This is a genomic window from Isoptericola sp. b408 (assembly GCF_030588085.1).
GTDB lineage: Bacteria > Actinomycetota > Actinomycetes > Actinomycetales > Cellulomonadaceae > Isoptericola > Isoptericola sediminis.
The window spans coordinates 402,498-425,866 of sequence record NZ_JAUQYQ010000001.1 but is presented as its reverse complement, the minus strand read 5'-3'; the positions used below and the strand labels follow the sequence as shown (position 1 = coordinate 425,866).

Annotated in this window: 19 protein-coding genes and 1 riboswitch; of the genes, 11 read left to right on the top strand and 8 right to left on the bottom strand. The window is 73.0% G+C overall.

Annotated features, from left to right (window positions below; all coding sequences use genetic code 11):
* The first annotated feature begins 94 nt into the window (after positions 1–94).
* Both Q6347_RS01985 and Q6347_RS01980 read left to right on the top strand, forming a co-directional pair.
* Entirely contained in the window at positions 95–1,006 is a 912-nt protein-coding gene (locus Q6347_RS01985; protein ID WP_304606520.1) for a protein NO VEIN domain-containing protein, read from the top strand.
* Positions 1,003–1,668: a DUF6308 family protein gene (locus Q6347_RS01980; protein ID WP_304606519.1), complete on the top strand. Its 666-nt coding sequence runs from the start codon at positions 1,003–1,005 to the stop codon at positions 1,666–1,668. The genes Q6347_RS01985 and Q6347_RS01980 overlap by 4 nt, the downstream gene beginning before the upstream one ends.
* Before the next feature lie 10 nt (positions 1,669–1,678).
* Here Q6347_RS01980 and Q6347_RS01975 read toward each other — a convergent pair whose 3' ends face one another.
* From Q6347_RS01975 to Q6347_RS01945, 7 genes are all read right to left on the bottom strand, one after another.
* Positions 1,679–2,962 carry an HNH endonuclease family protein gene (locus Q6347_RS01975; protein ID WP_304606518.1) on the bottom strand — a complete coding sequence of 428 codons (1,284 nt, stop codon included), beginning with the start codon at positions 2,960–2,962 and terminating at the stop codon, positions 1,679–1,681.
* A gap of 12 nt (positions 2,963–2,974) precedes the next feature.
* Entirely contained in the window at positions 2,975–5,953 is a 2,979-nt protein-coding gene (locus Q6347_RS01970; RefSeq protein WP_304606517.1) for a hypothetical protein, read from the bottom strand.
* A complete protein-coding gene (locus Q6347_RS01965; protein WP_304606516.1) occupies positions 5,950–9,288 on the bottom strand; it encodes a tubulin-like doman-containing protein in 3,339 nt (1,112 codons plus the stop codon). The genes Q6347_RS01970 and Q6347_RS01965 overlap by 4 nt, the downstream gene beginning before the upstream one ends.
* 50 nt (positions 9,289–9,338) lie before the next feature.
* Positions 9,339–12,086, bottom strand: a complete 2,748-nt coding sequence (locus tag Q6347_RS01960) for a hypothetical protein (protein ID WP_304606515.1) — start codon at positions 12,084–12,086, stop codon at positions 9,339–9,341.
* Complete coding sequence (locus tag Q6347_RS01955; protein ID WP_304606514.1) at positions 12,083–12,349, bottom strand: hypothetical protein; 267 nt, start codon at positions 12,347–12,349, stop codon at positions 12,083–12,085. Before Q6347_RS01955 ends, Q6347_RS01960 begins: the two co-directional genes overlap by 4 nt.
* Before the next feature lie 389 nt (positions 12,350–12,738).
* Positions 12,739–14,409, bottom strand: coding sequence for a nuclease-related domain-containing DEAD/DEAH box helicase (locus Q6347_RS01950; RefSeq protein WP_304606513.1), 1,671 nt, complete (start codon positions 14,407–14,409; stop codon positions 12,739–12,741).
* A gap of 62 nt (positions 14,410–14,471) precedes the next feature.
* On the bottom strand, positions 14,472–14,768 hold the full coding sequence (locus Q6347_RS01945; protein ID WP_304606512.1) for a hypothetical protein: 297 nt from the start codon (positions 14,766–14,768) through the stop codon (positions 14,472–14,474).
* Between the two features lie 68 nt (positions 14,769–14,836).
* Positions 14,837–14,955: riboswitch (SAM riboswitch) on the bottom strand.
* Positions 14,956–15,033: 78 nt separating this feature from the next.
* Between Q6347_RS01945 and Q6347_RS01940 the strand changes: the two genes are divergently transcribed.
* Positions 15,034–15,726 (top strand): PepSY domain-containing protein, encoded by a 693-nt coding sequence (locus Q6347_RS01940; protein WP_304606511.1) that lies wholly within the window; start codon positions 15,034–15,036, stop codon positions 15,724–15,726.
* Positions 15,727–15,760: 34 nt separating this feature from the next.
* On the opposite strand, the gene Q6347_RS01935 is transcribed toward Q6347_RS01940, so the two are convergent.
* Positions 15,761–16,510 (bottom strand): DUF4352 domain-containing protein, encoded by a 750-nt coding sequence (locus Q6347_RS01935; RefSeq protein ID WP_304606510.1) that lies wholly within the window; start codon positions 16,508–16,510, stop codon positions 15,761–15,763.
* 327 nt (positions 16,511–16,837) lie between these two features.
* Here Q6347_RS01935 and Q6347_RS01930 point away from each other — a divergent pair, with 327 nt between their 5' ends.
* From Q6347_RS01930 to Q6347_RS01895, 8 genes are all read left to right on the top strand, one after another.
* A complete protein-coding gene (locus Q6347_RS01930) occupies positions 16,838–18,154 on the top strand; it encodes a sensor histidine kinase (protein ID WP_304606509.1) in 1,317 nt (438 codons plus the stop codon).
* Positions 18,155–18,189: 35 nt separating this feature from the next.
* Positions 18,190–18,849, top strand: a complete 660-nt coding sequence (locus tag Q6347_RS01925; protein WP_304602880.1) for a response regulator transcription factor — start codon at positions 18,190–18,192, stop codon at positions 18,847–18,849.
* A 20-nt stretch (positions 18,850–18,869) separates the two neighbouring features.
* Complete coding sequence (locus Q6347_RS01920) at positions 18,870–19,262, top strand: YchJ family protein (RefSeq protein ID WP_304606508.1); 393 nt, start codon at positions 18,870–18,872, stop codon at positions 19,260–19,262.
* 96 nt (positions 19,263–19,358) lie between these two features.
* The gene (locus Q6347_RS01915) at positions 19,359–19,778 is read left to right on the top strand and encodes an Hsp20/alpha crystallin family protein (protein ID WP_304606507.1); all 420 of its coding nucleotides are present in this window, start codon (positions 19,359–19,361) and stop codon (positions 19,776–19,778) included.
* Positions 19,779–19,959: 181 nt separating this feature from the next.
* Positions 19,960–20,595: a maleylpyruvate isomerase family mycothiol-dependent enzyme gene (locus tag Q6347_RS01910; protein WP_304602882.1), complete on the top strand. Its 636-nt coding sequence runs from the start codon at positions 19,960–19,962 to the stop codon at positions 20,593–20,595.
* A gap of 83 nt (positions 20,596–20,678) precedes the next feature.
* Positions 20,679–21,473 carry a class I SAM-dependent methyltransferase gene (locus Q6347_RS01905; RefSeq protein ID WP_304606506.1) on the top strand — a complete coding sequence of 265 codons (795 nt, stop codon included), beginning with the start codon at positions 20,679–20,681 and terminating at the stop codon, positions 21,471–21,473.
* Between the two features lie 88 nt (positions 21,474–21,561).
* Positions 21,562–22,053, top strand: coding sequence for a hypothetical protein (locus Q6347_RS01900; RefSeq protein WP_304606505.1), 492 nt, complete (start codon positions 21,562–21,564; stop codon positions 22,051–22,053).
* 224 nt (positions 22,054–22,277) lie between these two features.
* The gene (locus tag Q6347_RS01895) at positions 22,278–23,366 is read left to right on the top strand and encodes a ScyD/ScyE family protein (protein ID WP_304606504.1); all 1,089 of its coding nucleotides are present in this window, start codon (positions 22,278–22,280) and stop codon (positions 23,364–23,366) included.
* Positions 23,367–23,369: the final 3 nt, after the last annotated feature.

Below are 23,369 nucleotides of genomic sequence, written 5' to 3'. Positions count from 1 at the left end.
GGAGATTTCACCCTCGGGCACGGGACGGCGGTCCGCAACGGTCGGGCCGCCTTCCCGTAGCGTCCAAGGGTCCCTGACCTGCAAGGAGGCCCTCATGCCCGCAGTGATCCTGACCTGGAACCCGGAGCGGTCCGACCTCGACAGCGCGGAGTGGAGCGAGGAGATCGCCCATACCAGGGCGGGAGGACTGGTGGACGGGCAGTGGTCCGTCGGCAACCGGCGGGCGATCCCGGAGGGCCAGCGCGCGTACCTCCTTCGCCAAGGGGCCGAGCCGCGGGGAGTCATCGCGAGCGGATGGACCACGTCGGAGGTGTTCGAGGACGAGCACTTCTCGGACCCCTCGCGCACCGCGCGCTACGTCGAGGTCGTCTGGGACACCCTCGTCGAGCTGGAAGCACCGCTCCGGACCACCGACCTGCTGGCCGAGGTTCCGGAGGTCAGCTGGAACAACATCATGGGCTCGGGGATCGACATCCCGGACTCGGCCGTGAACCTCATCGAAGGCCTCTGGAGCGACCACCTCGATGGCTCCGGCTACGCCGCATCGGTTCCGACCTCCGCCGACAGCGAGGGACAGGGCTTCGAGCCCGGCACCGCTGCTCGTCGAGCCGTCGAGAATCATGCGCAGCGCCTCCTCGAGGGTTACTACCGCGCCGCCGGCTGGCAGGTGGAGGACACGCGGGTCGGTCGCCCCTACGACGCCGTCGCACGGCGAGACGGCGAGGTCCGCTACCTCGAGGCCAAGGGCACCCAGGGCCCCGGGACGAAGGTCATGGTCACCGCGGGCGAGGTCCAGTTCGCCGTCGACCACCCCGGCCAGTGCTCGATCGGTGTCGTCACGGGTATCAAGCTGACCGGATCCGGCGAGGTCGTCGCTGGGAGCGGGCAGCTCGAGGTGTTCGACTGGAACCCCCTCGAGGACGAGCTGGAGCTGGTCTCGCTCCGCTGGACTCCACCGCGTCACGACAGGTCGGAGCAGGAAGCCTCTGCAGGGGGAGAGTCATGACGGACCCTCGCCTCAAGCCCCGCGCATCAGAGACCCACAGGCCGCTTCCCGACATCGTCACCGAGCGTCGCCGTGCCGATGCCGTCCAGCACCTCCAGCGGTACTTCCGCGACGTCACGGCGACCAGCGGCTGGGCGGGGAGCCGGTTCGAACGTCTCGCCGGCGGTGGTGACGCCCCGGGTGTGGTCGACCACTTCACCGCGGACGACCTCGTCGCCGTGAGCCTGCTCTCCGTCGAAGTCCCGCCCTTGGCTGCGCTGCAGATTCTCGAGTCACGCAAGCGGGAGATCGACACTCTGCTCGCCGCCTTACCGGACCGGGTCGACCTCGTGGACGTCGACCCGTCGACCATCGACGAGAGCTGGCCGGCCTGGAGGCTCTGGTCGGAGCTGAGGAGTGTGCCGGGGATCGGCTGGGTCACGGCAGGCAAGCTCCTCGCTCGGAAGCGGCCTCACCTGGTGCCGGTCTACGACACCGTCGTCCAGCGGGCAGTGAACCCCGACGGGTCGTTCTGGGTCTGGCTCGCGAGCGCTCTTCGGGCCGACGACCGTGCGCTGCACCGGCACCTGCTCTCGCTCCGCGAGGAGGCGGGCATCGGTCACGACATCTCAGCCCTGCGGGTCTTCGACGTGGCCGTGTGGATGGACAACCAGAACCGCTAGACCCCTGCCGTCACAGCTTCGACGCGCGGAATCCCGCCGCCTCCGCAGCGCCCGGCGTCGCGAAGCACCGCTCGGGCACCGTGACGTCGTAGAAGCGCCCGCCGGGGACGTGGTAGATGTGCTCGCCCTCGCTGTTGATGTTGCCCTTGACGACGCAGTCCTCGTCGACCGCGCGGGGCGCCGCCGGGCCGGACCCCTCCGTGAAGCCGCCGTCGCCGGTCGAGGCCCCGGCACTCACCCCGTCGACCGGCTCGAGCGAACCGCGCTCGACCAGGCCCCCGGCGGGCAGGCGCTGGTCAGGACACGTCGACAGCACCCGTTCCATCGCGTCCTGCTCGGCATCGGTGACCCAGAGCTCGTAGAGCTGCTTCACCGCGACCTGGCGTGCGACGTACTCGCAGCGGAAGGTCTTGTTCGGCGGCAGCCACGTCGCGGTGTCCCCGGCGCCCTTCCGCTGGTTCTCCTCGCCCTTCGACGCCAGGAGGTTCAGCGGGTCGTTGGCGAAGATCTCCCTGGTCCCCGGCGACCACTGCCGGGCCCCCTTCTGCCAGGCGTCGGCGAGGGCCACGACGTGGTCGATCTGCACGAGCTCGCTGGTCCCCCACCCCCGCTCGAAGGCGATCGTCTCGCCCGCGTACGGGTCGTGGAAGGTCCCCGCGGCGACGACGCACCCTCGGGTGCCCGCCCTCACGACGACGTCCGTCAGGTCCCGCTGCAGCACGTCGTTGCGGGTGTCGCACCCGTTGCGGTCGACGTCCGACCAGGCAGGGCCGAACCGGTCACGGTCGTAGCCCGTCATCGGCGCCCGTCCCTTGACCGTCAGGGTCGCCACCGCGGCGAGCGCCGACCCCCGGGCGGGGTCGGCGCTCGCCGCCGTCGTCGGCTCCGGGCTGGGCGCCGGGCTCGGCTCCGCCGCCGGCTCGGAGACGTCCGCGGGCTCGGGCGCCGGGTCGGCCGACTCCTCCACGTCGTCGGCGCCGACCGTCGGCGACAGGGTCTCCGACACCACCGGCGCGGCCTCCGGAGGCGCCGGAGTCCCGCCCGACGCGGTGCCGACCACGATCAGCGCCGTGACGGCGACGGCACCGACGATCGTGGCGTCACGGCGAGCCGTGCGCCCCCACCAGACCCGGGTCGTGACGATCGCCCAACCCGCGCTCACGGCGAGGTAGAGGAGGGCGAACGCCAGCGCGATGCGCCACCCGCCGAGGAGACCGACGAGGGCGACGAGCCCCAGCCCACCGAGGCCGACCCAGAAGGCTGGTCGACGGGTGTCGACGGTCGAGCGCGGCATGTCCGGTCGGCCTCAGTGGAAGGTCGGCTCGGTGGCCGCCCCGGTCGGACGGCGGTCAGCGGTCTCGGACGGGGCTTCGACGGGCGGCTCCGGCGACGTGTGGAACAACGTGAGGTCGTCGCCGGCGAGCCGGCGGGAGACGTCCACGCGGACGGCGACGTCGGCCGTGGAGCGACGCTCGACGATGTCGTCCGCCGTCACCGTGCCGGCGGCCATCGTGGGCAGCCAGACCGCGGACCGTGTCACGTAGTGCTTCCGCTCCTGCTTGGCCACGGGACCGAACATGTCGGCGACCAGCATCGTCGAGGTGCCCGCTGCCGCCCGGTAGAAGTCGGGTTCGAGCACGTGCTCGCCGTCGCCGTGCGGGCCGAGCCGACCGACCCGTCGTGTGGGCAGCGTGATGAGCTCGTCGTGGACGGCCTCTCGCAGCTGGGCCACGGCCCGCTGCGTGAGTGCCTCGGCCGCACGACCGGACTCCCAGAACTCCGTGAAGAGCCGTCGAGGACCGTGCGCGCTGGACACCGTGTCGAGGTCCGGGGCGATGAACCCCGCGTCGTCGTCACGGGCCTGCTGGGTGCGATGCGCCTCGTAGGCGTCGTCGAAGCACTGTCCCGCCCAGCCGACCGGGTGCAGCCTGCGGACCGCGGAGACCACGGTCGCTCGCCCGATGTCGTCGTCCTCGGCGGTGCGGGCGACGGCGAAGGCCGCCGGGAAGGTCTCGACGACGCGGTCGTCCAGCCGGCTGGACGACGGGGCGACCGACCCTCGCGGATGGTGGAGCACCCACCCGACGATCGTCGCCCAGTCGACGAGGGTCTCGTACAGCTGACCGAGCCGGGCGGACTCGCGCCCGTAGTACACGACGTCCTCGGACGCCTGCCGCCGCCGGTCGGCCACCCGCTGCACGTCCCACGCATAGGCACGGGTCGCGCGATAGAAACGATGGTTCGCCACGGCGATCAGGGCGAGGGAGACCGCGACGACGCCGCCGACCCCGACGATCCAGTCGACGACCTCTTCCGGCTGCCCGTCGTAGCGGAGCCACGCGAGGACGACGCCGAGAGCGACGAATCCTGCCGTCAGCAGCACGCGCCACCGCCGCACGAGCCGCTTCTGGGCGGCCTCGAGCGCCTCGTGCGGGGGCACCTCGACGGTCAGCCGTTCGCGCGACTCGTCACGCAGCCGGCGGAACTGCTCCAGCCGTCCGGAGACGTCGTCCAGCAGACGCCACAGTACGGATGCCGACGCGGCGCCCTGCCACGTGCGGAACTCCTCGCGTTCGGCGAGCGCCGCGTCGTACGAGGCCCGGACGTCGTCGCGGGTGCTCGTCGCGGCCCCGTGCTCGGCCTCGGCCGCGGCGAGAGCCGCCGTACGGTCCCGTCGGGCCTTCGGGGCGCGCCGACGGTCCGCCGACTTCCGCCCCTTGCCGTCACCGCCGTCCTCCGTGGTCCCGCCGGGAGCGTCCTCGGTGTCCGCGTCCGACGGCGAGCCGTCCGCGGGCGTCCCGCCCGCCGACGCCTCCTCCGGCGGCGCCGGGGTCAACAGCTCGTCGAGCGCCGCCTGCGCCCGCTCGACCTCCCGCTCGGAGTCCTCCAAGGCGGTCTGCCAACCCTGGACACGATCGTCGAGCCGCCGCTCGACGCGACGGGTGACCGTCGGGTCCGTCGGGGCGATGGTCTCCCCTCCGTACTCGTACGTGTTCGTCGGGTCCGGCACCACCCGGTCCGCCGGGAGGATCTCCCGCGTCCCGGCGTAACGGGGCGTCGGGACGGCCTGCGGAAGCTCGCCGCCGTCGACGGCGGCGAAGGCCACCGCCCGCAGCTCCCCCCAGGACCGCGGGTCCGGGACGGCGACAGCGCTCGCCTCCCTCTCCAGCTCGTCCCGGCGAGCCTGCTCGTCGACGGACCGCAGGTAGTCCGCGGCCGCTCCGGACACCGTCTCCGGCCTGCCCGGACGCAACCTGATGACCGTGTCACCGCCCCCGCCGACGACGACGTTCGTCGCGCTCTCCTCCAACCGTGCGATGCGTCGGCCCAGGACCCAGCGCGGCACCGTGGCGAACGTCGTCGCGTTGAAGCGGGCCGCGTCCAGGACTCCCCGCAGGAACCCGCTCTCCCGGCGGTCCGCCCGCTCGACCTGGACCGGGCCGTCGGACCTCCAGGGCGAGGTGCCGACGAGGTGACGGGTCAGGTCCTCGACGATCCGGTCGGGGTCGACGGCGAGCCGCGCCCACTCCACGAAGGCACCCGCGCCGCTCGCCTCCCCGTCCACCTCCTCCAGGGCGCGTGCGAGGAGCCGCGCCTCCAGGTCCTCGCCGATCACGGCACGGACGTGCACGCGGACGACCTCGACCTCACGGCCGTTGACCGTCGACTGCGGGGGCGCGAGGACCTCGAAGACCCCGGCGTCGACGCCGGCGAGGACACCGCCGCACACCACCATGGCCGTCGCGGTGTGCCCGACGGAGTTGCCCGGCGAACGGACGAACACGGTGGAACGGTCGACGTCGGGCCGGTCCTCCGCGGACACGACGACGTTGACGTCCCAGCCCTCGACGATGGCCTCCTTGGACAGCCCCGAGGCGCCGCTCACCGGCGCCAGCAGGTTGATCCGCAGGAGCGTCGTCGAGTGCCCGTCCTCCTCGGTCGAGCGGGGCAGGGCGTCCCGCAGGGAGTCCGCGACGCGTTCGGCGGCGTCCAGGAGCGCCGTGTCGTGCGCGGCACCGAGGGTCACCGACTGGGCCACGACGACCCGGACCGTGCTGAGCCGTCGTCGGCCGACGAAGCGGAACAGGTCGTCCGTCTCGCGCGTGCCGCACGCCACGAGCTCGGCGTCGACGCGTGGCGGTCCGGCGGACTCCACCTCCACGCTCGCCGGGGTGACCCAGAGCGACGGCACGACGAGACCCTCGTCGGCCCAGAGGGCGACGGTCTCCCGGAGCGCGGTCCCGTCCTGGTCGTCACCGACGACGAAGACCGTCAGCTCGCTCATACCCACACCGACTTCCCCGCCGGGGCGGCGTCGAGCGCCTCGACCGCACGGTGCAGGTCGCCGATCGCGGCGAGGATCTGGTGGCGCAGGTCGTACGTGGGCGGGAACTCGAGAGCCTCCGACCTCCTGCCGACCTCGAGGAAGTGGTTCTCGTAGGTCGTCCGCAGCGCGTCGAGGCGGTCGAGGACGAACGTCTTGCGGCTCTCCGCGTCACCCTGTGCCGGCTCCGCGTCCGGTCGACGGTTCTCCCCGCTGACGATCCACCGCTTGAGCTCGACGCTGAAGGTCTCCTCGTCGCCGGCCACGCCACCCGCGCCGCCGAGCGTCACCAGGCGGTCGTAGGGCTGGATCGGCTGCAGCGACTCCTGGCTGTTGACCTCGACGAGCGCGAGCACGATCGACTCCAGGACGACGGCCAGTCCCTCGGGTCCGTTGATGGCGAGGTTGCGCAGGGTCGGGCTGGGGAACGGCAGGAAGTCGCCCCCGGACCCGGTCCGGGACGGTACGAAGACGGCCGCCGACCCCTCGTCGAGGTAGATGTGCTTGAGCGTCCCCGCGACGAACCACCCGCGGATCATGGCGTCGAGGACCTCCGGCGACATCGGGAGGGACTCGTTGAGCGGACGGGCCCGACGCCAGCGCCAGAACTCCGCCCGCGAGTCGGGCGCCTTGTTCTTCGCACCCCAGTCGCTGGCGATGGGTCGCATCAGCGAGTCGAAGACGACCGGCTCGTAGGGCGCACCGAGGTGGGTGAAGACGTCGATGAAGCCCCCCGCGCCGTCGGTGTACGACTTCTCGATGTCGTCCGACCACTGGTCCCGCGTCTCCAGCACCCGGCGGAAGACGTCGCGTGCCGGTGACTTGTCCGGCAGGGGGATCTCACCGAACTTGTTGAGGTGCCGGACGCTGTTCTGCCCGTGGACCTGGACCAGCACCGCCGGGTTGATGGACACGAGCGGCTCCGCCGCCTGGAGGGCGGCACCGAGCTGGTTCTCGAACCGCCGCAAGCGGTCGGCGTGCTCCGTGGGCGTCGACTTGCCGGGGTCGAGGTAGTCCCGCAGCCCCTGCGCCATGTAGGACCCGACGGCCGTCCCCTCCTTGGTGAGCCAGTGGCTCGCCCGTTCGACGAGCTTCTCCTGGCCCGAGGCCACGACGAAGGCGGCCCGCGTCGGGACCGCGGTCGACGACGGAGCCAGGTTGTGGTCGCGCGGCACCCACGACGTCGTCCGCCGGATGAGTTGCTGGTCGGTCCCCTCGGGCTCGTCCGTGCCGAGCATGACCTGCAGCTCCGCGTCGCTGCGGGCGCGGCGAGGGTCGTCGGAACCAGTAGTCCGCTGCACGAGCCGCTCCAGGATCACCGGGTAGTCGTCCGGGGAGTCCAGGAGGAACTCGTTCGGCGCGGGCCGGAGCCGCACCGGGATGACGTCGCCCTCAGGCCAGGTGGAGACGGGCGATCCCACCTGGTCACGCTCGTGCGCGAGCCGTTCGTGGGCGTAGCGGACGGCCATGGCGAGCGGCTCGACGAAGCCGGTCAGGAGGTCGGGCAGCAGGGCGGCCGCGAGCTCCCGCAGCTCCGCCTCGGCCTGGTAGTACAGCCTTCCGACACCCTGCTTCACCGCCGCCGAGAGGGCATCGGACGTCGGGGTGATGAGCCCCCCGTCCGGGTCGCCGAGCTGCTGGGCGACCGGGGTCGCCAGGTCCTCGCCCCAGCGCTTGTACCGGGCGGCCTCCTGCTGCAGCTCGTCGCGGACGAAGTGCAGCTCGCTGACGAGCTTGTGGAGCACCTGCTCGGTGACCGCGGCGCCGCTCACCGCGACCTGACGTGCCGTCTCGGACACCAGGTGGTCCTGGATCTCCGTGACCCACTCCCTGCCCACGGAGTACCGCGCCTGCCGGACGGAGGTCAGGAACTCGCTCGACCGGTCGCGGACCGCGCTGACGATCAGGCTGTGCACCCGCGCGTGCTTCTCCCCCTTGGGGGACATCTCGGACCGGATCCGCTGAGTGATCTGGCCGGCGAGGCTCAGCCCCTCCTCCTTCTGCGTCGGGGGCCGCAGCGCGTCGATGACGTCGTTCCGGTCCTCGCCCCGCTCGTCCAGCCGCGACCGGCTGAGGAACCCGCGGAAGACCTCGTCCGCCGTGTCCCGGACCAGCTGCTTCTCGGTCCGGTCGTCGTCGTGACCACGACGCTTCTCGTGCTCCCGCGTGATGCGGTCCACGACGGTCCGGGCGAGGTGCTCCGAGGCGTAGTCCGCGAAACGGTCGCGCCCGAGCCCGACGCGGGCCGACCCGATCGCCGAGAACGGCGTCTCCGTGCCGGCACGGTGGATCGGCAGGCGGTCCGGGACGCTCGCTGCGGCCGAGGCCCAGTTCCCCTGGAGGAACGCCGTGAAGCTGTCCTGCAGCGCGGCGCTCGCCACCCACGACGCGATGGAACGTCCCATGGCGCGGTAGATGTCGTTCTGGGTCTTGTACGTGACGCTCGAGTTCTGCGCGCCCACCAGGAACGGGTAGCGGGGCCCGCTCCGCTTGTCCGTCCCGCCGAGCGTCACGCCGTACCGGGCGAACAGCTCCGTCGTGGCGTCGGACGGACCCAGCGAGTTCCAGTAGCCGTTGAGCAGCTCGGCCAGCGTCGCCAGCGAGTTCGGCCGGACGCCGCGGCGCGCCTCCTCGGGCAGGTAGTCGAACACGTCCGGGGCGTAGAGGAAGCCGACGGACTCGTCCGCCCACTTGTCCGCGAACGACCGGATGGCGTCGCACACGTCGATGACGGCACCCGCCCCGGAACCACCCGCGATGGACGAGATGACGATCACCGTCGGGTCGGCCGCCGTCGGGGCCGACGTCCCCCCGAGGAGCCGTGAGACGTCGGCGAGCTCGCCCGCGACCTCCGCACCGGTCAGCGCACGACGGGCCCTGTTGAGGGCTTCGCTGATCCTGTCCAGACCGGCCACCGCGATGATCCGACCGAGGGTCCGGTACTGGCCGGCCCCCTTCGACGCCGGCACGTTGACCTTGTTCGGGTCGGGACGCCACGTCGACACGGCGTCACGCAGCCGCTCACCCGGCACCTGGAGCAGTGCGCTGTCGATCGTGCGGTAGTCGAGGCCGGACGCCACCAGACCCTGGTAGTCCCGGGCCGGGAGCTGAGCAGGCAGGTCCCGGTCGTTGCCGTCCGCGTGGGTGGGCACGTCCACGTGCAGGAACTGCCACGCCTGGGGGATGTCACCGGTCCAGCCGGCCTGGGCGAGCCGCCGCTGGAGATCCTCGCGGATCACGCGCAGGGTCTTGCCACCGGAGCCGCCGACGCCGACGAGGAGGAACGGTCGCAGCATGCGCTGCTCCTTTCGCTGTGGTTGATGCTGAGAGATAGAGAGCGCGATCGCTACCAATCGATACGCGGGGGCTGGTCGTCGTCGGGCGCGGACGACGACGGCGGTGACGCGCCGAGCCCGTCGGCGGGCTCGCGGCCCGACCGTCCCCGCCGGGGGGACGCCGGCCCGGATTCCTCGCCGAACACCGACGGCGGACCGTCCGACGACGACGGGTCCGGGGCGGCGGCCGTCTCCCCACCCTGCGGGGCGGTCGCGTCCTTGGCCCTGTCCTTGGCCCTGGGCCGCCGCGACGGGGTCGGTCGCCCCGCCTGCTCCGCCGCTCGCGCGGTGCGCGCACGACCCGCTTCGGCGATCAGCTCGGGCCACTCCGTGTACCCGGCGAGCTCCGTCTCCCAGCTCTCGATCACCGCCCGGGTGCTGCCGCCCGGCGTCTCGGCGAGCAGCACGAGGTCGGCGTCGAGCGACGCCGTCTCCGCGCCCGCGCCGGTGCCCGACGCAGGGTCGGGGACCAGGTAGACGTGGCGGGTGCCCGGGAACTCGACCGGCGCGGAGCTCGCCGTGCTGTCGAGCGTGTGCGACGGCACGTCCATGCCGGTCAGGACGATTCCGTCACCGCGCGCCCGCACCCGGCCGCGGTAGGCCTTCCACGGCCACCACCACGGCCCCCGGCGGTCGAACGTCAGCCCCGGGACCTCGAACCGCGACTTCCTGGCCCCCTGAGCGACCGGGTAGAAGTCGTCCGGTGTCAGCAGCTGTCCGCCGTCACGCCGCCGCACTCCTCCGGCCGTGACGGTGACCGGCACGCGCGCCCGGCGGAGGTCCTGACCGAGGGGGTACCGATCCGTCAGGTGCCGGCCGGCGAACGCGACGAGCCAGGCGAGCAGGCCGGCGAGCGCGAGGAGTCCTGCGGTCAGCCCCCACCGCGTGCCCTCGTCGACCGGCCGGAAGATCGAGCCCTCCACCGGGACGTCGAGCGTGATGGTCTCGTCGGTGTGCGCACCGGAGACGACGACCGTCAGGTCACCGGAGAGGGCACCGTCCGCACCGTTCTGCGCGGTCAGCGTCACGGGTACCGACGCCGTGGCACCGGGGTCCAGGGCGACGCAGCCCCCGGGCGCGACGGCCTCGTCCACGGTGAGCGTGATCTCCCCCGCGTCCTTCGGGCCCTGGACCGTGGACGGCTCGATGCAGACCTCGGACTCCCCGTCGGACGGCCCCTCGACCTGGAGTGCCGCCTCACCGGGAGCGTCGACGGTCATGCTGCCCACGTCCAGGCGGGTCGGGGTGATCGTCGGATAGCTCGGCGGCAGCCTCGTCGGGAGCCTCGTGCCGACAACGATCGGCCCGAGGTCCACGTCGTGGGGACTGCTCGACGCGCCGGCGGTGACGGACACGTCGACCTCGGAGGCCGCGCGCCGGGTGTCGAGCTCGACGGGGACCGTGTAGGTGCCGTCCCGCCGGGCGGTGACCTCGGCAGCGCTCCCATCGACCTGCACCGACAGGTCCAGGGGTTCTGAGAACAGCTCCGGGCCCGCCACCGAACCGTCGGCGGACCGAGGCGTGATCACCACGGTGTTCTCCTGGCCCAGGACCAGTCCGCCCTCACGCGAGGCCGAGGCGATGTCGAGGTCCGCGCCCCACCGGTAGTAGAGGTCGACGACCGTCGCCCCCTCGGCGTCCAGCAGCCAGTCGCCGACGCCGTCAGGGCCTGGGGTCACGTCCGTCACGAAGAGGCGGTCGTTCTCGTGCGTGGTGATCGTGGAGCCACCCGCCTCGACGGTTCCCGGTGCGACCTGGTGCGTGTCGCCGGCAGGGCTCGTGAGCCGCGCGGCACTCGCCCCCTCGTCGAGCTCGTGCACCACACGGAAGGACCCGACGGCGGCGTCCGCGTGGATCGTCACCGGGCAGTCCCGCGGGCACTCGAGAGAGCCGTCGCCCGCCGGGGTGTAGCCCTCCATCAGCGCCCCGGCACCACCGAACAGCCTGCGCAGCGCGGACGGCTGGTCGGCCCGCAGATAGGCACCGCCCGTGGCCCCCTCCGGGGCCGGCGACGTGCCGCACTCGACCTTGCCGCCGGCGCCCTCGGCCACGGCCTTGAGCTGCAGGCGGTCCTTCCGCGTCACGGTCTCGTCACCCTGGGCGAACAGCGCGAGGGCGATCACCGTCGTCCGCGCGGCCCGGACGTCGTCGACCAGCCCGTCCGGTGCGCACAGCTCGGCCAGCGCTTCCTCGTCCGTGGGGTCGGCGCCGTCCGGACCGACGTCGAGCTTGCCGTCGGTGAACCAGAGGATGGCCGAGCACGAATCGGTGTCGAGCCGTGCCCGCTGCGCGTCGACGGATCTCTGGGCGTCGCGCAGCGCCTTGCGGTAGTCGGTGTTCTGCGCCTGTTTCCGGTCCGGGAGCTGCGTCGAGATCGTGTCGCGCATCTCGGCGCCGTGCGCCCCCGACGGTGATCCCCATCCGACGACCTGCGTGTACTCCGTCCCGAAGACGGCGAGCTCGGTGACGACCTCGGCCCCCGCTGCCTCGAGCGTCTCCAGGGTGTCGACGGCCACGAGGACCGCGCCCACCCGCTGGTCCTCCGGGTCGGTCGTCCTCAGGCTCGCGGACTCGTCGACGACGACGGAGGCGACCAGGGTGTCCGTCCTCGCCACGCACGCCGCGAGCTCGGCGAAGGCGTCCGCGCCCCGGTCGCTGAGGTCGGCGGCGCCGGCTGGGACCGTTCCCACGACGGACAGCGCGATGACGGCCGCCACCAGTCCGGCGAGGCCACGCGCGCGGCCGGGACGGCCGGTCACTTCGCCAGCTCCGTGGCCAGCAGGAACGCACTGAACGCTCCCGCCGCCAGACCGACGAGCATCCCGACGACGGCGACCTGCGACCAGAGGGGGCGGGGCCGGAAGTCCGGGTGTCGACGTGCCGACTGCTCCTTCGCTCGTTGGACGCTCCACAGGATCGTGCAGACGATGGCGCCGAGGACGTAGCCGGTGCTCGTGAGGACGACGACCGCGCCCGAGGTCACGACCGTCGTCGCGGCGACGCCGGCGACGATGCTCAGCACGGCGCACGACGCCGCCGCGATGGCGCCGAGCCTCGGCGGAGAAGGCGCCGGTGTCCTCGCCGTCGTGAGCGGATCCGGCGCCGTCGGCAGATAGTCAGAACTCACGTGCTCCTCCACAGCGAGCGGGTCGCGGCGGATCTCGATCCGGTCGAACCCGAAACCACAGGATATGAATCAGTTGCAGCCTCTGACCCGCCGCCGGCGCGCACTGACGATCCGAGAAAGCCGAGGTGTTCAAGTGTAGACAAATGGGCATACATGGTGAGACCACACATGAACGACCACTCTCGAAAAGCCTCTTCGCGGGTCGCGGATCTCCCAGAAATCCGCCAATCAAGACCAAGGAGGTGTCGCATAATTTCACCCGGCAACTGACGAATGACGGGTTGTCACACCGCCGGTAGCCATGCCTCCGCCTTCTCCAGCCGCTTGCGCACGGCCTCCCCGCCGATCTCCTCGATCCACGACCGGTCCCCGACCACGACGAGCAGCGTCCGCGCCCTCGACAGCCCGGTGTAGAGCATCTTCCGGGCCCGCTCGACGTCGCGGATGCCGTTGACCGCCAGCACGACCACGGGCCGCTCGAGCCCCTTGAAGCCGAGCACGTGCCCGTAGAACACGTCCTGCTGCGCGAAGAACGCGTCCCAGTAGGCGGCGTGCCCGCCGAGCTCCACCTCGTTGACCTGCTCGGGATGACGCCGCCCCGTCGCGAGCAGCACGACGTCACCGGGATCCCACCCCTCGTCGAGCAGCGCCTCGACGGCGTCGTCGGCAGCGTCCAGCGCCTCGTCGGCCGGCACGTCGACGAGCCGCACCGGGGGCCCGTCGAGCCCGCGCGGCTTCACGACGGCCGGGGACAGCGATCCGAAGACCTGCGCGATCTGCTTCGTGGACCGCAGGTTCTCGTCCAGCGTCACGGGCGTCAGCTCCAGCGGCACCCGCCCGTCCCGCGGGAAGACCCGCTGGGCGTCGTCGAGGAACGCGTACACGCCGCCGCACTCGGCGTCCCGCAGGCAACGCAGCAGCGAGGGCCACCACAGGTCGCCGAAGTCCTGCGCCTCGTCGACGACGACGGCGTCGAACAGCTCCTCCGGCGCGCGCTCGCCGGCGAGCCGCCCCAGCTCGAGCGGCAGGTGCCGCTCCCAGTAGTCCGGGTCGTCGTCGCGCCCACCGGCGGCGCCCCAGGACACCGGCAGGTCGTGGAACAGCCCGACGTACGCAGGCCGCTCGCGACGCGGCCACATCGCGGTGATCCGCTGGAAGTACCGCCCCAGGCCGCGGGAGTAGCAGAGCAGCGCCACCCGCTCACCCGCGCGGGTCCGCCGTCGGGCCTGCTCCAGCGCCAGGTAGGTCTTGCCGGAGCCCGCGCCCCCGAGCACCCGCATGCGCCGCACCTGCGACAGCGCGTCGAGGATGCGCACCTGGTCGCGGGTCATCTGCTCCAGCCGTGTCTCGTGCTCCACAGCACGGGTCAGGTGCTCCGACTGGCTGGGGAACCCGCCCGCGATGAGGTCGACCAGGCCGTCCACCGCCGCGTGGTCCAGCGGCTCGTACCCCTGCCCATGACGCTCGACGGCGTGCTTGACGTGCTCGGCGACCCCACCGGACCGCTCGAGGTCGTCCCGCCCGATCAGCATGTCCCGCGGCAGGTCGAGGGAGTCCCACCCGCCGGAGACGTACCGGTGCGGGAACGCCACGAGGTGCGCCGTGCGCGCCCTCGAGGCGAGCTCGCCCCGCTCCTGCAGCAGCGCCTGCAGAGCGTGCCGGGAGCCCTGGACCTGCGCGACCGGGTCGATGCGGTGCCGTGCCGGCCCGCTGCCCTGGTACCAGGCGCCGTCGGCACGCTCGATGTGCCCGCCCTTGACCTCGATCGCCGCGACCCCGACACCGGGCCAGGCGACGAGCAGGTCGATCTCGTACTCCTGGTCGCCCTCCTGCAGGTGCACCCCGTGGCAGACGACGGCCTCGTCCGGGAGCTGCTCGCGGAGCGCCTCCCAGACCGCCCGTTCCGCGCCGCCGTCGTCCGGGAAGTCGGGTGTCGGGGGGTAGGTGCGCGGCATGTCCCTTTCGTACCCGACGGGACGCCCCCGGTCACGCACCGGCCAAGGACTGGTTCGCCGAGTCACCTGATTTCACCCTCGCCGCGCATCGGTGGGCGCGTCAGGTCACCGTCGCCTTCCAGGCGGGGGACCAGAGAGAACCCGTCGGGTGTCTTCGGGTCGTACTGGACGACGGCGTTCAGCTCCCGCAGGCCGGAGCGCCACGACGTCAGGCGGTGCCGGTCCACCGAGCGCAGCCCGCGGCCGTCCAGGTCACGGACCGCGCAGCCCAGCATCATCAGGTGGTAGCTGCCGCGGTGCTTGTCGTGGATCAGCCACGGCAGCCGGGCCAGGATCCGCTCGTCGAGCTCGGGATGCATCGCTCCTCCTTCGTCCCAGGAGCCGGCCGATGGCCCGAGACACACCTGTGCCCCGGAGGCCATCGACGACCCCGCACTTCCCCACACCGATCAGCGCGGGGCCGGTCTTCCTCCTGGGGCACCGTGCGCGAGGAGCGCGGTTGCCGGACCGGCACGCGGAGGACGTGTCGCCGATCACTCGTTGACCTGCACCGATGTGTACCGGACATCCCAGGCGGACCGCAACCCTGTCCCGCTCCGGCGAGTCTTCGCCACAATGGCCCGCATGCCGCCCAGCCCTGCGCCCCGCACCCCGGCAGCCCGACGGCCGGTACCCGCCACCGCGGTCGCCGTCGCGGCCGCTCTCACCCTCGCGGCCGCTCTCACCCTCGCGGCCTGCTCCTCCGTACAGGCACCCGCACCGGACGACGCCGCACCCGCGGCATCCACACCGACCACGTCGGCGGCCTCCCCCACACCGAGCACCCCGTCGCCCGAGCCGTCAGCGGAACCGTCCCCGACGCCGTCGGGCACCCCCACGCCCACCGAACCCGAGCGCCCGACGTTCGACCCCCGTACCGAGCGCGCTTTGCAGACGATCGCCGCGATGGAGACGAGCTTCGGAGCGGGCGCCTTCGCGGTCGAGGGCAACGGGGACGGCGCGGAGTGGAAGCTGGAGCTCGCCCAGGGCGACGATCGGCTGAAGGTGAAGGCGGAGGCGGACACCACCGGCGTCGCTCCGACGGACACGAAGCGCGACGATCTCGACGACGACGACCGCGCGGCCCTCGGCAGCGCACGGGTCAGCCTCAGCCAGGCGATCGTGCGCGTCGTCGAGGCGTCCGGCGGCATCCTGGACGAGGCCGAGCTCGAGGAGGACGACGGCACCGCTCTGTGGAAGGTGTCCGTGCGCCTGGGCGACGACGACGTGGACTACCGCGTCGACGTCACCACCGGCGCCGTCTGGCGTGACGACTGAGGGCCGTCATCGCCAGTGGCCACCACGGCCGGCGTCACTTCACCGAGACCTCGACACCGCCGGAGAAGGCCGAGTCGTGGAGCTCCAACGTCGCGGGCTTGGCGTCCTTTGGCATGTCGAAGACGACGATGCCGTCCACGGTGTTGCCGGGGTTGATCTCGTTGAGGAAGCTGTTCGAGTCGTCGAGGTAGATCGCCGCCTCGGAGTCCGCCGAGTGGGTGCGGCCCTCGGTGTCGACGAGCTTCTGCGAGCTGCCGTCGAAGTACTGCGCCTCGTCGCCGATGTTCTCCACCGACATGTGGACGAGCACGAACTTCCCCTGGGCCTCGGTGTTCAGGTACTCGTTGCCGATCTTCTCGACGCCGCGCTCGAGCTCGGTCACCGTGAACTCGAACTTGCCGTCCCGGACCGGGTCCCCGATTCCCGCCGGCTTCGCGTCCGCGTCGGCCTGCTCCTCGGCACCCGACTCGTCGCCCGCGGCGTCGTCAACACCGTCCGTCGTCTCCTGGTCCTCCGCGGGGGCGTCCTCCTGGGTGCCGCTGTCCTCGGAGGAAACCTCGGCCGTCGTGCCGGCAACCGCCGGATCCTCCTCACCGCCACCACTGACGGCACTGCCGACGATCGCGAGGCCGACCAGCACGCCGAGGCCCGTCAGGACCTTGTGACGGGCGAACCAGCTCTTCCGGGGCGCGTCCGCCCCGGGCTGCGCGGGGGACTGCTGCGGAGGGACGGGCTGCTGCGCAGGCTGCGGGGACCACTCGGGGTGCTGCTGCTGGTCGGACATGATCGCTCCTTCGTCGGGCCGGTGATCGAACGAGATCGATCCTCGGTCCGGACGGTCCCCGCACGGATCCCCCGGGCGGTCGGACCCGGCGACCCCATCGGGGGACCCTCGGGCCTCCCGGCCGACCCGATCGGGTGACGCCCGGCGTCGGTGGCGGGCCGTACGCTGCCGAGCATGTACCCGCCGTCGTCGAGTCCCGCCGAACCGACCCACGGGCCGGCATCCGGGTCCTTCGGCGAACACGGCTCCGGAGGCCCCGGCGACCCGTACGCCGCCGCGCCTCCCGGCCCGTACTCCGTGCCGCCGTCCCCGGCCCCGTACCCCGGCGTGGCGCCGCATCCGTACCAGCAGCACGGTCCGTACGCCGTCGCCTCGTACCCGACGACGGTCGCCGCCCCCTGGCAGCCCGGACGCCGTCGTCGGCCCTGGAGCACCTGGGGTTCGATCGGCGCCGTCACCGTCACCTGGTTCTGCGCCGTGACCGGTGCAGCCATGGACTCACCCGCCGTGGCCGCGACCACGCAGAGCGCCCTGTTCCTCCTGTGGATCGTCGTCGCGTCCGGCGTGGCGGCGGCCGTGTGGTGGAGAGCCGCGTATCCGGTCGCGGTCTGCCTCGCCACCGCCGCGGTCGGGATCGTGAGCCCGCTCGGTGCGGTGGCCCCGCTGCTCGCGCTGCCGTGGGTGGTGGCACGCACCGACCTGCGGCGCAGCCTGATCTGCACCGGGGCGACGGCACTCGCGCTGGTCTCGGCGTTCTGGCGTGACGGGTCTCGCGAGGGCGAGAACGTCATCTTCTCCACGGCCCCGGACGCCGGCGGCGCCGTCGCGTACATGACCCCGCTCGGCTACGTGATCCTGGGAGTGCTCGCCATCGGGCTCGCCGTCGGCGTCGGGATGCTGCGCCGCGTCGCCACCCGGGCAGACGCCGACGCGGACGCCGCCCGTTCGGCGGCGACCGCCGAGTCCCGGCGCGCCGACACCCTGGAGCAGCAGTCGGAGTCGTTGCGCACCGAGCTCTCCCGCCAGGAGGAGCGCGACCTCATCGCTCGCGAGATGCACGACACGGTGGCGCACCAGCTGTCGTTGATGTCGCTGCAGGCCTCCGCCCTCGAGGTGTCCTCCGGCGACGCCCAGACAGGGGACGCCGCCCGGTCGATGCGGAGCTCGGCCCACCGGGCGCTGGAGGAGATGCGCACGCTCATCACCTCGCTGCGCGAGGGCGCCGAGGACTACGCCGGACGCGACTGGACGCTGAACGACCTGGCGGACCTGCTCGACGGGGCGGGCTCGCGCGGGGTGGACCTGGTCGCCACGGTGTTCGTGAGCGACGGCGACGCCGCACCGCCGACCCTGACCCGCAGCGTCTACCGCGTGGTGCAGGAGTCGCTGACCAACGCGGCGAAGCACGCGCCCGGCACGCGGGTCGCGGTCAACGTCCGGGCCCGGCCGGGCGCCGGCGTGGACGTCACCGTGCGCAACCCGGCGACGGCCGGCGACACCCAGGTGCCGGGCGGCGGGTCCGGGCTGCGCGGGATGCGCGAGCGGTGCGAGGCGCTCGGGGGCACCTTCGACGCCGGCCGCCAGGACGACGGGTCGTTCCTCGTCCGGGCGCACCTGCCCTGGTCGCCCGGCCCTGCGCACTGACCGCGAGCGCTGCCGACCGACGACCGCTGTCGCAGGTGAGCAGTAACGTCGCCCTCGTGACACGGGTGATGGTCGTCGACGACGACACGATGGTGCGGCAGTTCCTCCGGCAGATCCTGACCGCGCGGGGACTGGACGTCGTCGCCGAGGCCGCGGACGGTGACGAGGTCGTCACCGGCGTCCAGGCCCACCACCCCGACGTGGTGCTGATGGACCTGCGCATGGCCCGGACGGACGGCGTCCGCGCCACCGCCGCCGTCGCCGCCCTGCCCGATCCGCCCGGCGTCGTCGCGATGACGTCGTTCGACACCGAGTCGGCCATCCTGGACGCCGTGCACGCCGGTGCCGCGGGGTTCCTCGCCAAGGACTCCGGCCCCGACGAGCTGGTCGCCGCCGTCGAGGCCGTCGCCGCCGGGGAGGGTGCCCTCTCCCCGCGCGCGGCACGGGTCGTGATGGACCAGGTGGCGGCGACCCCGACGGCGCGCGGCCGGGAGGAGGCCCGCGCGGCCCTCGCCCGGCTCACCGACCGCGAGCGGGAGATCGCCCACGGCGTCGCCGAGGGGCTGACCAACGCCGAGATCGCCGGCCGCCTCTACCTCGGCGCCGCGACGGTCAAGACACACCTCGGCAACGCGTGCCAGAAGCTGGGGGTCAACCGCGTGCGGCTGGCGCTGCTCGTGGACCGCGCGGCCTGACCGTGCGCCACCATGGACCCGTGGACGACGCGACCCGCTGCCCCTGCCTGTCCGGCCTGCCCTATGGCGAGTGCTGCGGCCCGCTGCACCGCGGCGAACGCCCCGCACCGACCGCCGAGGCCCTGATGCGCTCGCGCTACAGCGCGTTCGCCGTCGAGGACACCGCCTACCTGGGCGCGACCTGGCACCCGAGCACCCGCCCGGCGGAGCTCGACCTCGTCCCGGGGCGCCGCTGGCGCCGCCTCGACATCCTCGCCACGGACGCCGGCGGACCGTTCGACGACGCCGGCACGGTCGAGTTCGTCGCCATGTTCCGGGACGACGACGCCACCCGCGGCCGGCTGCACGAGCTCAGCCGGTTCGTGCGCGAGGACGGGGCGTGGCGGTACGTGGACGGTGACGTCCGTCCCTGACGCGTCCCGCCCGTCGTCCGCCCACGGCGAACCCGGAAATTGAGTCGGGGTGACTCAAGTTGTACCTCTCGGAACCACCCACGAGAGGAGCCCCCCATGACTGTCACCCTGACCCGCACCCCGCTGACCGACGCCCTGTTCGGCGACCTGCGGACCACCCGCCCGACCACCACGCCGGACGCCAAGCCCGCCGCGGACGTCTACCGCGACGGCGAGGACCTCGTCGCCCGCCTCGACCTGCCCGGGATCGACCCGGCCGAGGACGTCACCGTCGAGATCGAGGGCCGCAAGCTCGTCGTGCGCGGCGAGCGCAAGGACCCGCGCAGCGAGGAGTCCGAGGGCCGCCGCGTCTCGGAGGTGCGCTTCGGCGCCTTCCGCCGCGTCGTCACGCTGCCGAAGGCCGTCGAGGCCGAGGCGGTCACCGCGTCCTACGACGCCGGTGTGCTGACGGTGACCGTGGCCGGCGTTTTCGCCGGCACGACGCCGCGACGCATCGAGGTAACGACCGCGGCCTGACCGCCCGCCCTGCACCGGGGCGACGCAACCTGATGACGGCGCCCGACCACCCGGTCGGGCGCCGTCGTCATGTCCGCGGCGAGCGGGCCGCGGCCTGCACCGATGAGTTCGCGGAGCCGTCCCGGTCGGACCCGCACAGGCATCCCCACGCCTGTGGCCGACCCGACCGAAGGAGCAGGGCATGAGCGACCGCAACACCCTCTGGACGGCCGTGCACGAGGAACGGCGCCGGCTCGCCGACGACCTCGCGCAGATCTCCGCGGACCAGTGGGACGTGCCGTCGCTGTGCCCCGGCTGGACGGTGCACGACGTGCTGGCGCACCTCGTCGACTCGGCGTCGACGACCCGCTGGGGGTTCGTGCGTCAGATGTTCGCCGCCCGCGGCGACTTCGACCGCGCCAACGAGGCCGGGATCGAGCGGCACCGGGCTGCCGACCCGCGGCAGACCCTGGAGGCCTTCCGCGCCGTCACCGACCTGACCAGCACGCCGCCCGGCCCCCTGGCCACCCGACTGGTCGAGGCGTACGTGCACGGCGAGGACGTCCGACGCCCCCTGGGGATCGAGGCCGCCTATCCCCCGGAGCACGTGGCGACGGCTCTGGAGTACATGACCCGCACCGGCGCGACGTTCGGCGGCGGCCGGGAACGCGTCGCCGGGCTGTGCCTGCGCCCTGTGGATACCGACCACCACCTCGGCGAGGGCGCCGCCGTCCGCGGCAGCGCCATCTCGCTGCTCCTGGCGGCTTCGGGACGGCCTGTGGACGCCGCCGAGCTGTCCGGAGCGGGCGCCCCCACGTTGACCGCACGGCTCGGGTAGGCGACGCCGCCCCTCGTCGAGCCTCCGGATGTCCCCGGGCGCCGGAGCGGGCACCATGGACCCGCCCACCGACTGGAGGTCCGATGCCCCGCCCCGTCCACCGACGCGACGACGTCCGCCCGGAGGAGGCCGACCACGACTACCTGCCCGGCCTGCCCCAGCGCTGGCTCCTGCCCTGGTACGACCTGGTCGCCCGGGTCCGGGGCGTCCACCGGATGTACCGGCGCACCGTCGAGATCGCCGGCGTGGTCGACGACGCCCACGTGCTCGACGTCGGCTGCGGCACCGGCAACCTCAGCCGCGAGGTGCTGCGCGCCGCGCCCGACGCCGTCGTGACCGGCCTGGACCCCGACGGCGACGCCCTGCGCCGCGCGGCCCGCAAGCTGCGCCGCGGCGACTCCGGCGAGGTCACCCTGATCCGCGGGTTCGCGCACCGCCTGCCGGTGCCGGACGCCAGCCAGGACCACGTCGTCTCCTCGCTCGCGCTGCACCACGTGCCGCTCGAGGAGAAGCAGCAGCTCGCCGCCGAGATCCTGCGCGTCCTGCGGCGCGGCGGGCGGGTCACGATCGCGGACTTCGCCGGGGACCATGCCGCGAGCCACGGGGACGACGGCGGGACTGCGGACGCGCAGCACGGCGACGGCGCGCACGCCCACCGCACCGGACGCGGCCACCGCCACGGCCGCGGTCACCAGGGTCACGGCGGTGCCGAGCACCAGCCCGGCCACGGCCCCGGCAGCACCGCCTACGACGCGGACAACGCCGACGGTGGCATCGAGAAGCTCCTCACCGAGGCAGGTCTCCGGGACGCCTGCGCCGTGGAGCGCATGCCCCTGCTCGGCGACTCCGTGGTGTTCGTGCAGGCCCAGCGAGCCTGAGTCGACTTCACCCCGCTCCCCGTCGGCGAGTGCTCGGGACCCGGCAAAGAGTGGGTTCCGTCGCGTCCCGCCCCGGAGAGGAACCCTCATGTCGATCCACCGACGCCTCGTCGCCGTCACCGCCACCTGCCTCGTCGCCCTCGGGCTGACGGCCCTCCCGGCGCACGCCGACGACGTCGTCGTCACCGAGTCCGACGGCGTCTTCCAGGCCGACGGCACCTACCAGGCCTCCTCCACGTGGGCACCGGGGAACACGGCGACGCTGTCGGCGTCCTGCTCGCCCGACGGCGACGCCACCGTGGCGGTGCGGTTCGACGCCACCGACGAGGGCGTCAACATGTTCGACTTCTTCCCGACCCTGGAGGTCTGGGGCCTGAGCGACTCCGGGTTCATCCCCGCCGGCACGCTCGGAGGGTCCGCCGCGATGCGCGTCGTCTCCGGCGAGAAGAACACCAAGGCCACCACGGCCTCGTTCTTCGTCGCCACGAGCGGAGACCTCGTCATCTATCCCGTCACCTTCGAGGTCCCGCACCTGAACTGCCCCAGCGGCAAGGGCGCGATCCCGGCCGACGGCGAGTAGTCCCGACCCGGGAGCCGAGCGGCAACTTCACCCGGGGGAGCCGTGGCGAGCGTCCGGAGGCGGGCGCACAGTGGGCCGGAGAAGCCCGCGTCACGGTCGACGCGGCGACGCCTTTGTCCCCGGCCCCCGGGCCGCACCGACGCACGCGCGGTGGGCACCGCGGCGAGCGCCCCCGTCGCGCCACCCGGCCGCGACCTCGTCGTCCTGCCTCCCAGGAGCCCACCATGAAGCGCGTTCTCTCCGTGAGCGCGGCCGCCGTGGCCGCGCTCGTCCTCACCGCGAGCCCGGCGCTCGCGGACAGCCACGTGCCGTCGGACACGATCGCCGACGGTCTGATCACCCCGCTCAGCCTCGCCGCCGGCCCGCACGGCACCACGTTCGTCAGCCAGAACTTCGTCGGCCTGCTCACCGCCGTCGAACAGGACGGCAGCACGATGGACCTCTACAGCTCCGGCGGCGCGGAGGTCGGTGGTGTCAGCTACCGCAACCGCACGGTCACGTTCACCCAGACCGGTGAGACACAGACGGTCATGACGCAGCGGCTCAACAGCAAGGGCGGTCCGGCCGGAGACCCGAAGGTGCTCGCCGACGTCGGCGCCTACGAGGAGTCCGAGAACCCCGACGGCGGGGTGGTCTACGGTTTCCGCGACACGCCGGAAGACTGCGTCGCGCTGCTGCCGCCCGACTTCCCGGGCCGGTACACGGGGATCGTGGACTCGCACCCGTACTCGACGACGACCCGGGGAGCCACGACCTACCTGGCCGACGCCGGGGCGAACGCGATCCTGGGGATCAGCCGCCAGGGGGACATCCGCACGGTGGCGGTGCTCCCGCCGATGCCGACGACCCTGACCGAGGAGATCGTCGAGGCGCAGGGCCTGCCGGACTGCTTCGTCGGCGAGACCTACTGGTTCGAGCCGGTCCCGACGGACGTCGAGTTCGGCCCGCGAGGGGTGCTGTACGTGTCCCTGCTGCCGGGCGGTCCGGAGGACGACTCGCTGGGCGCTCGCGGCGCCGTCGTCACGGTCAACCCGCGCACCGGCGCCGTCGCGCTGGTCGCCTCCGGCTTCTTCGGGGCGACCGGTGTCTCGGTGGACGGCCAGGGCACGGTGTACGTCGCCGAGATGTTCGGCGGGCAGATCACCATGGTCGAGCGGGACGGCACGAGGTCGGCCCTGGACACGGTCCCGCTGCCGGGCGACGTGGACGTCACCCAGCACGGCCTGCTCGCGACGGTCAACGTGCTGCCGGGCGACGGGGTCCCGCCCGACGGGCAGCTCGTGAAGTACACCTTCACGCCCGGCCTGCAGTGAACG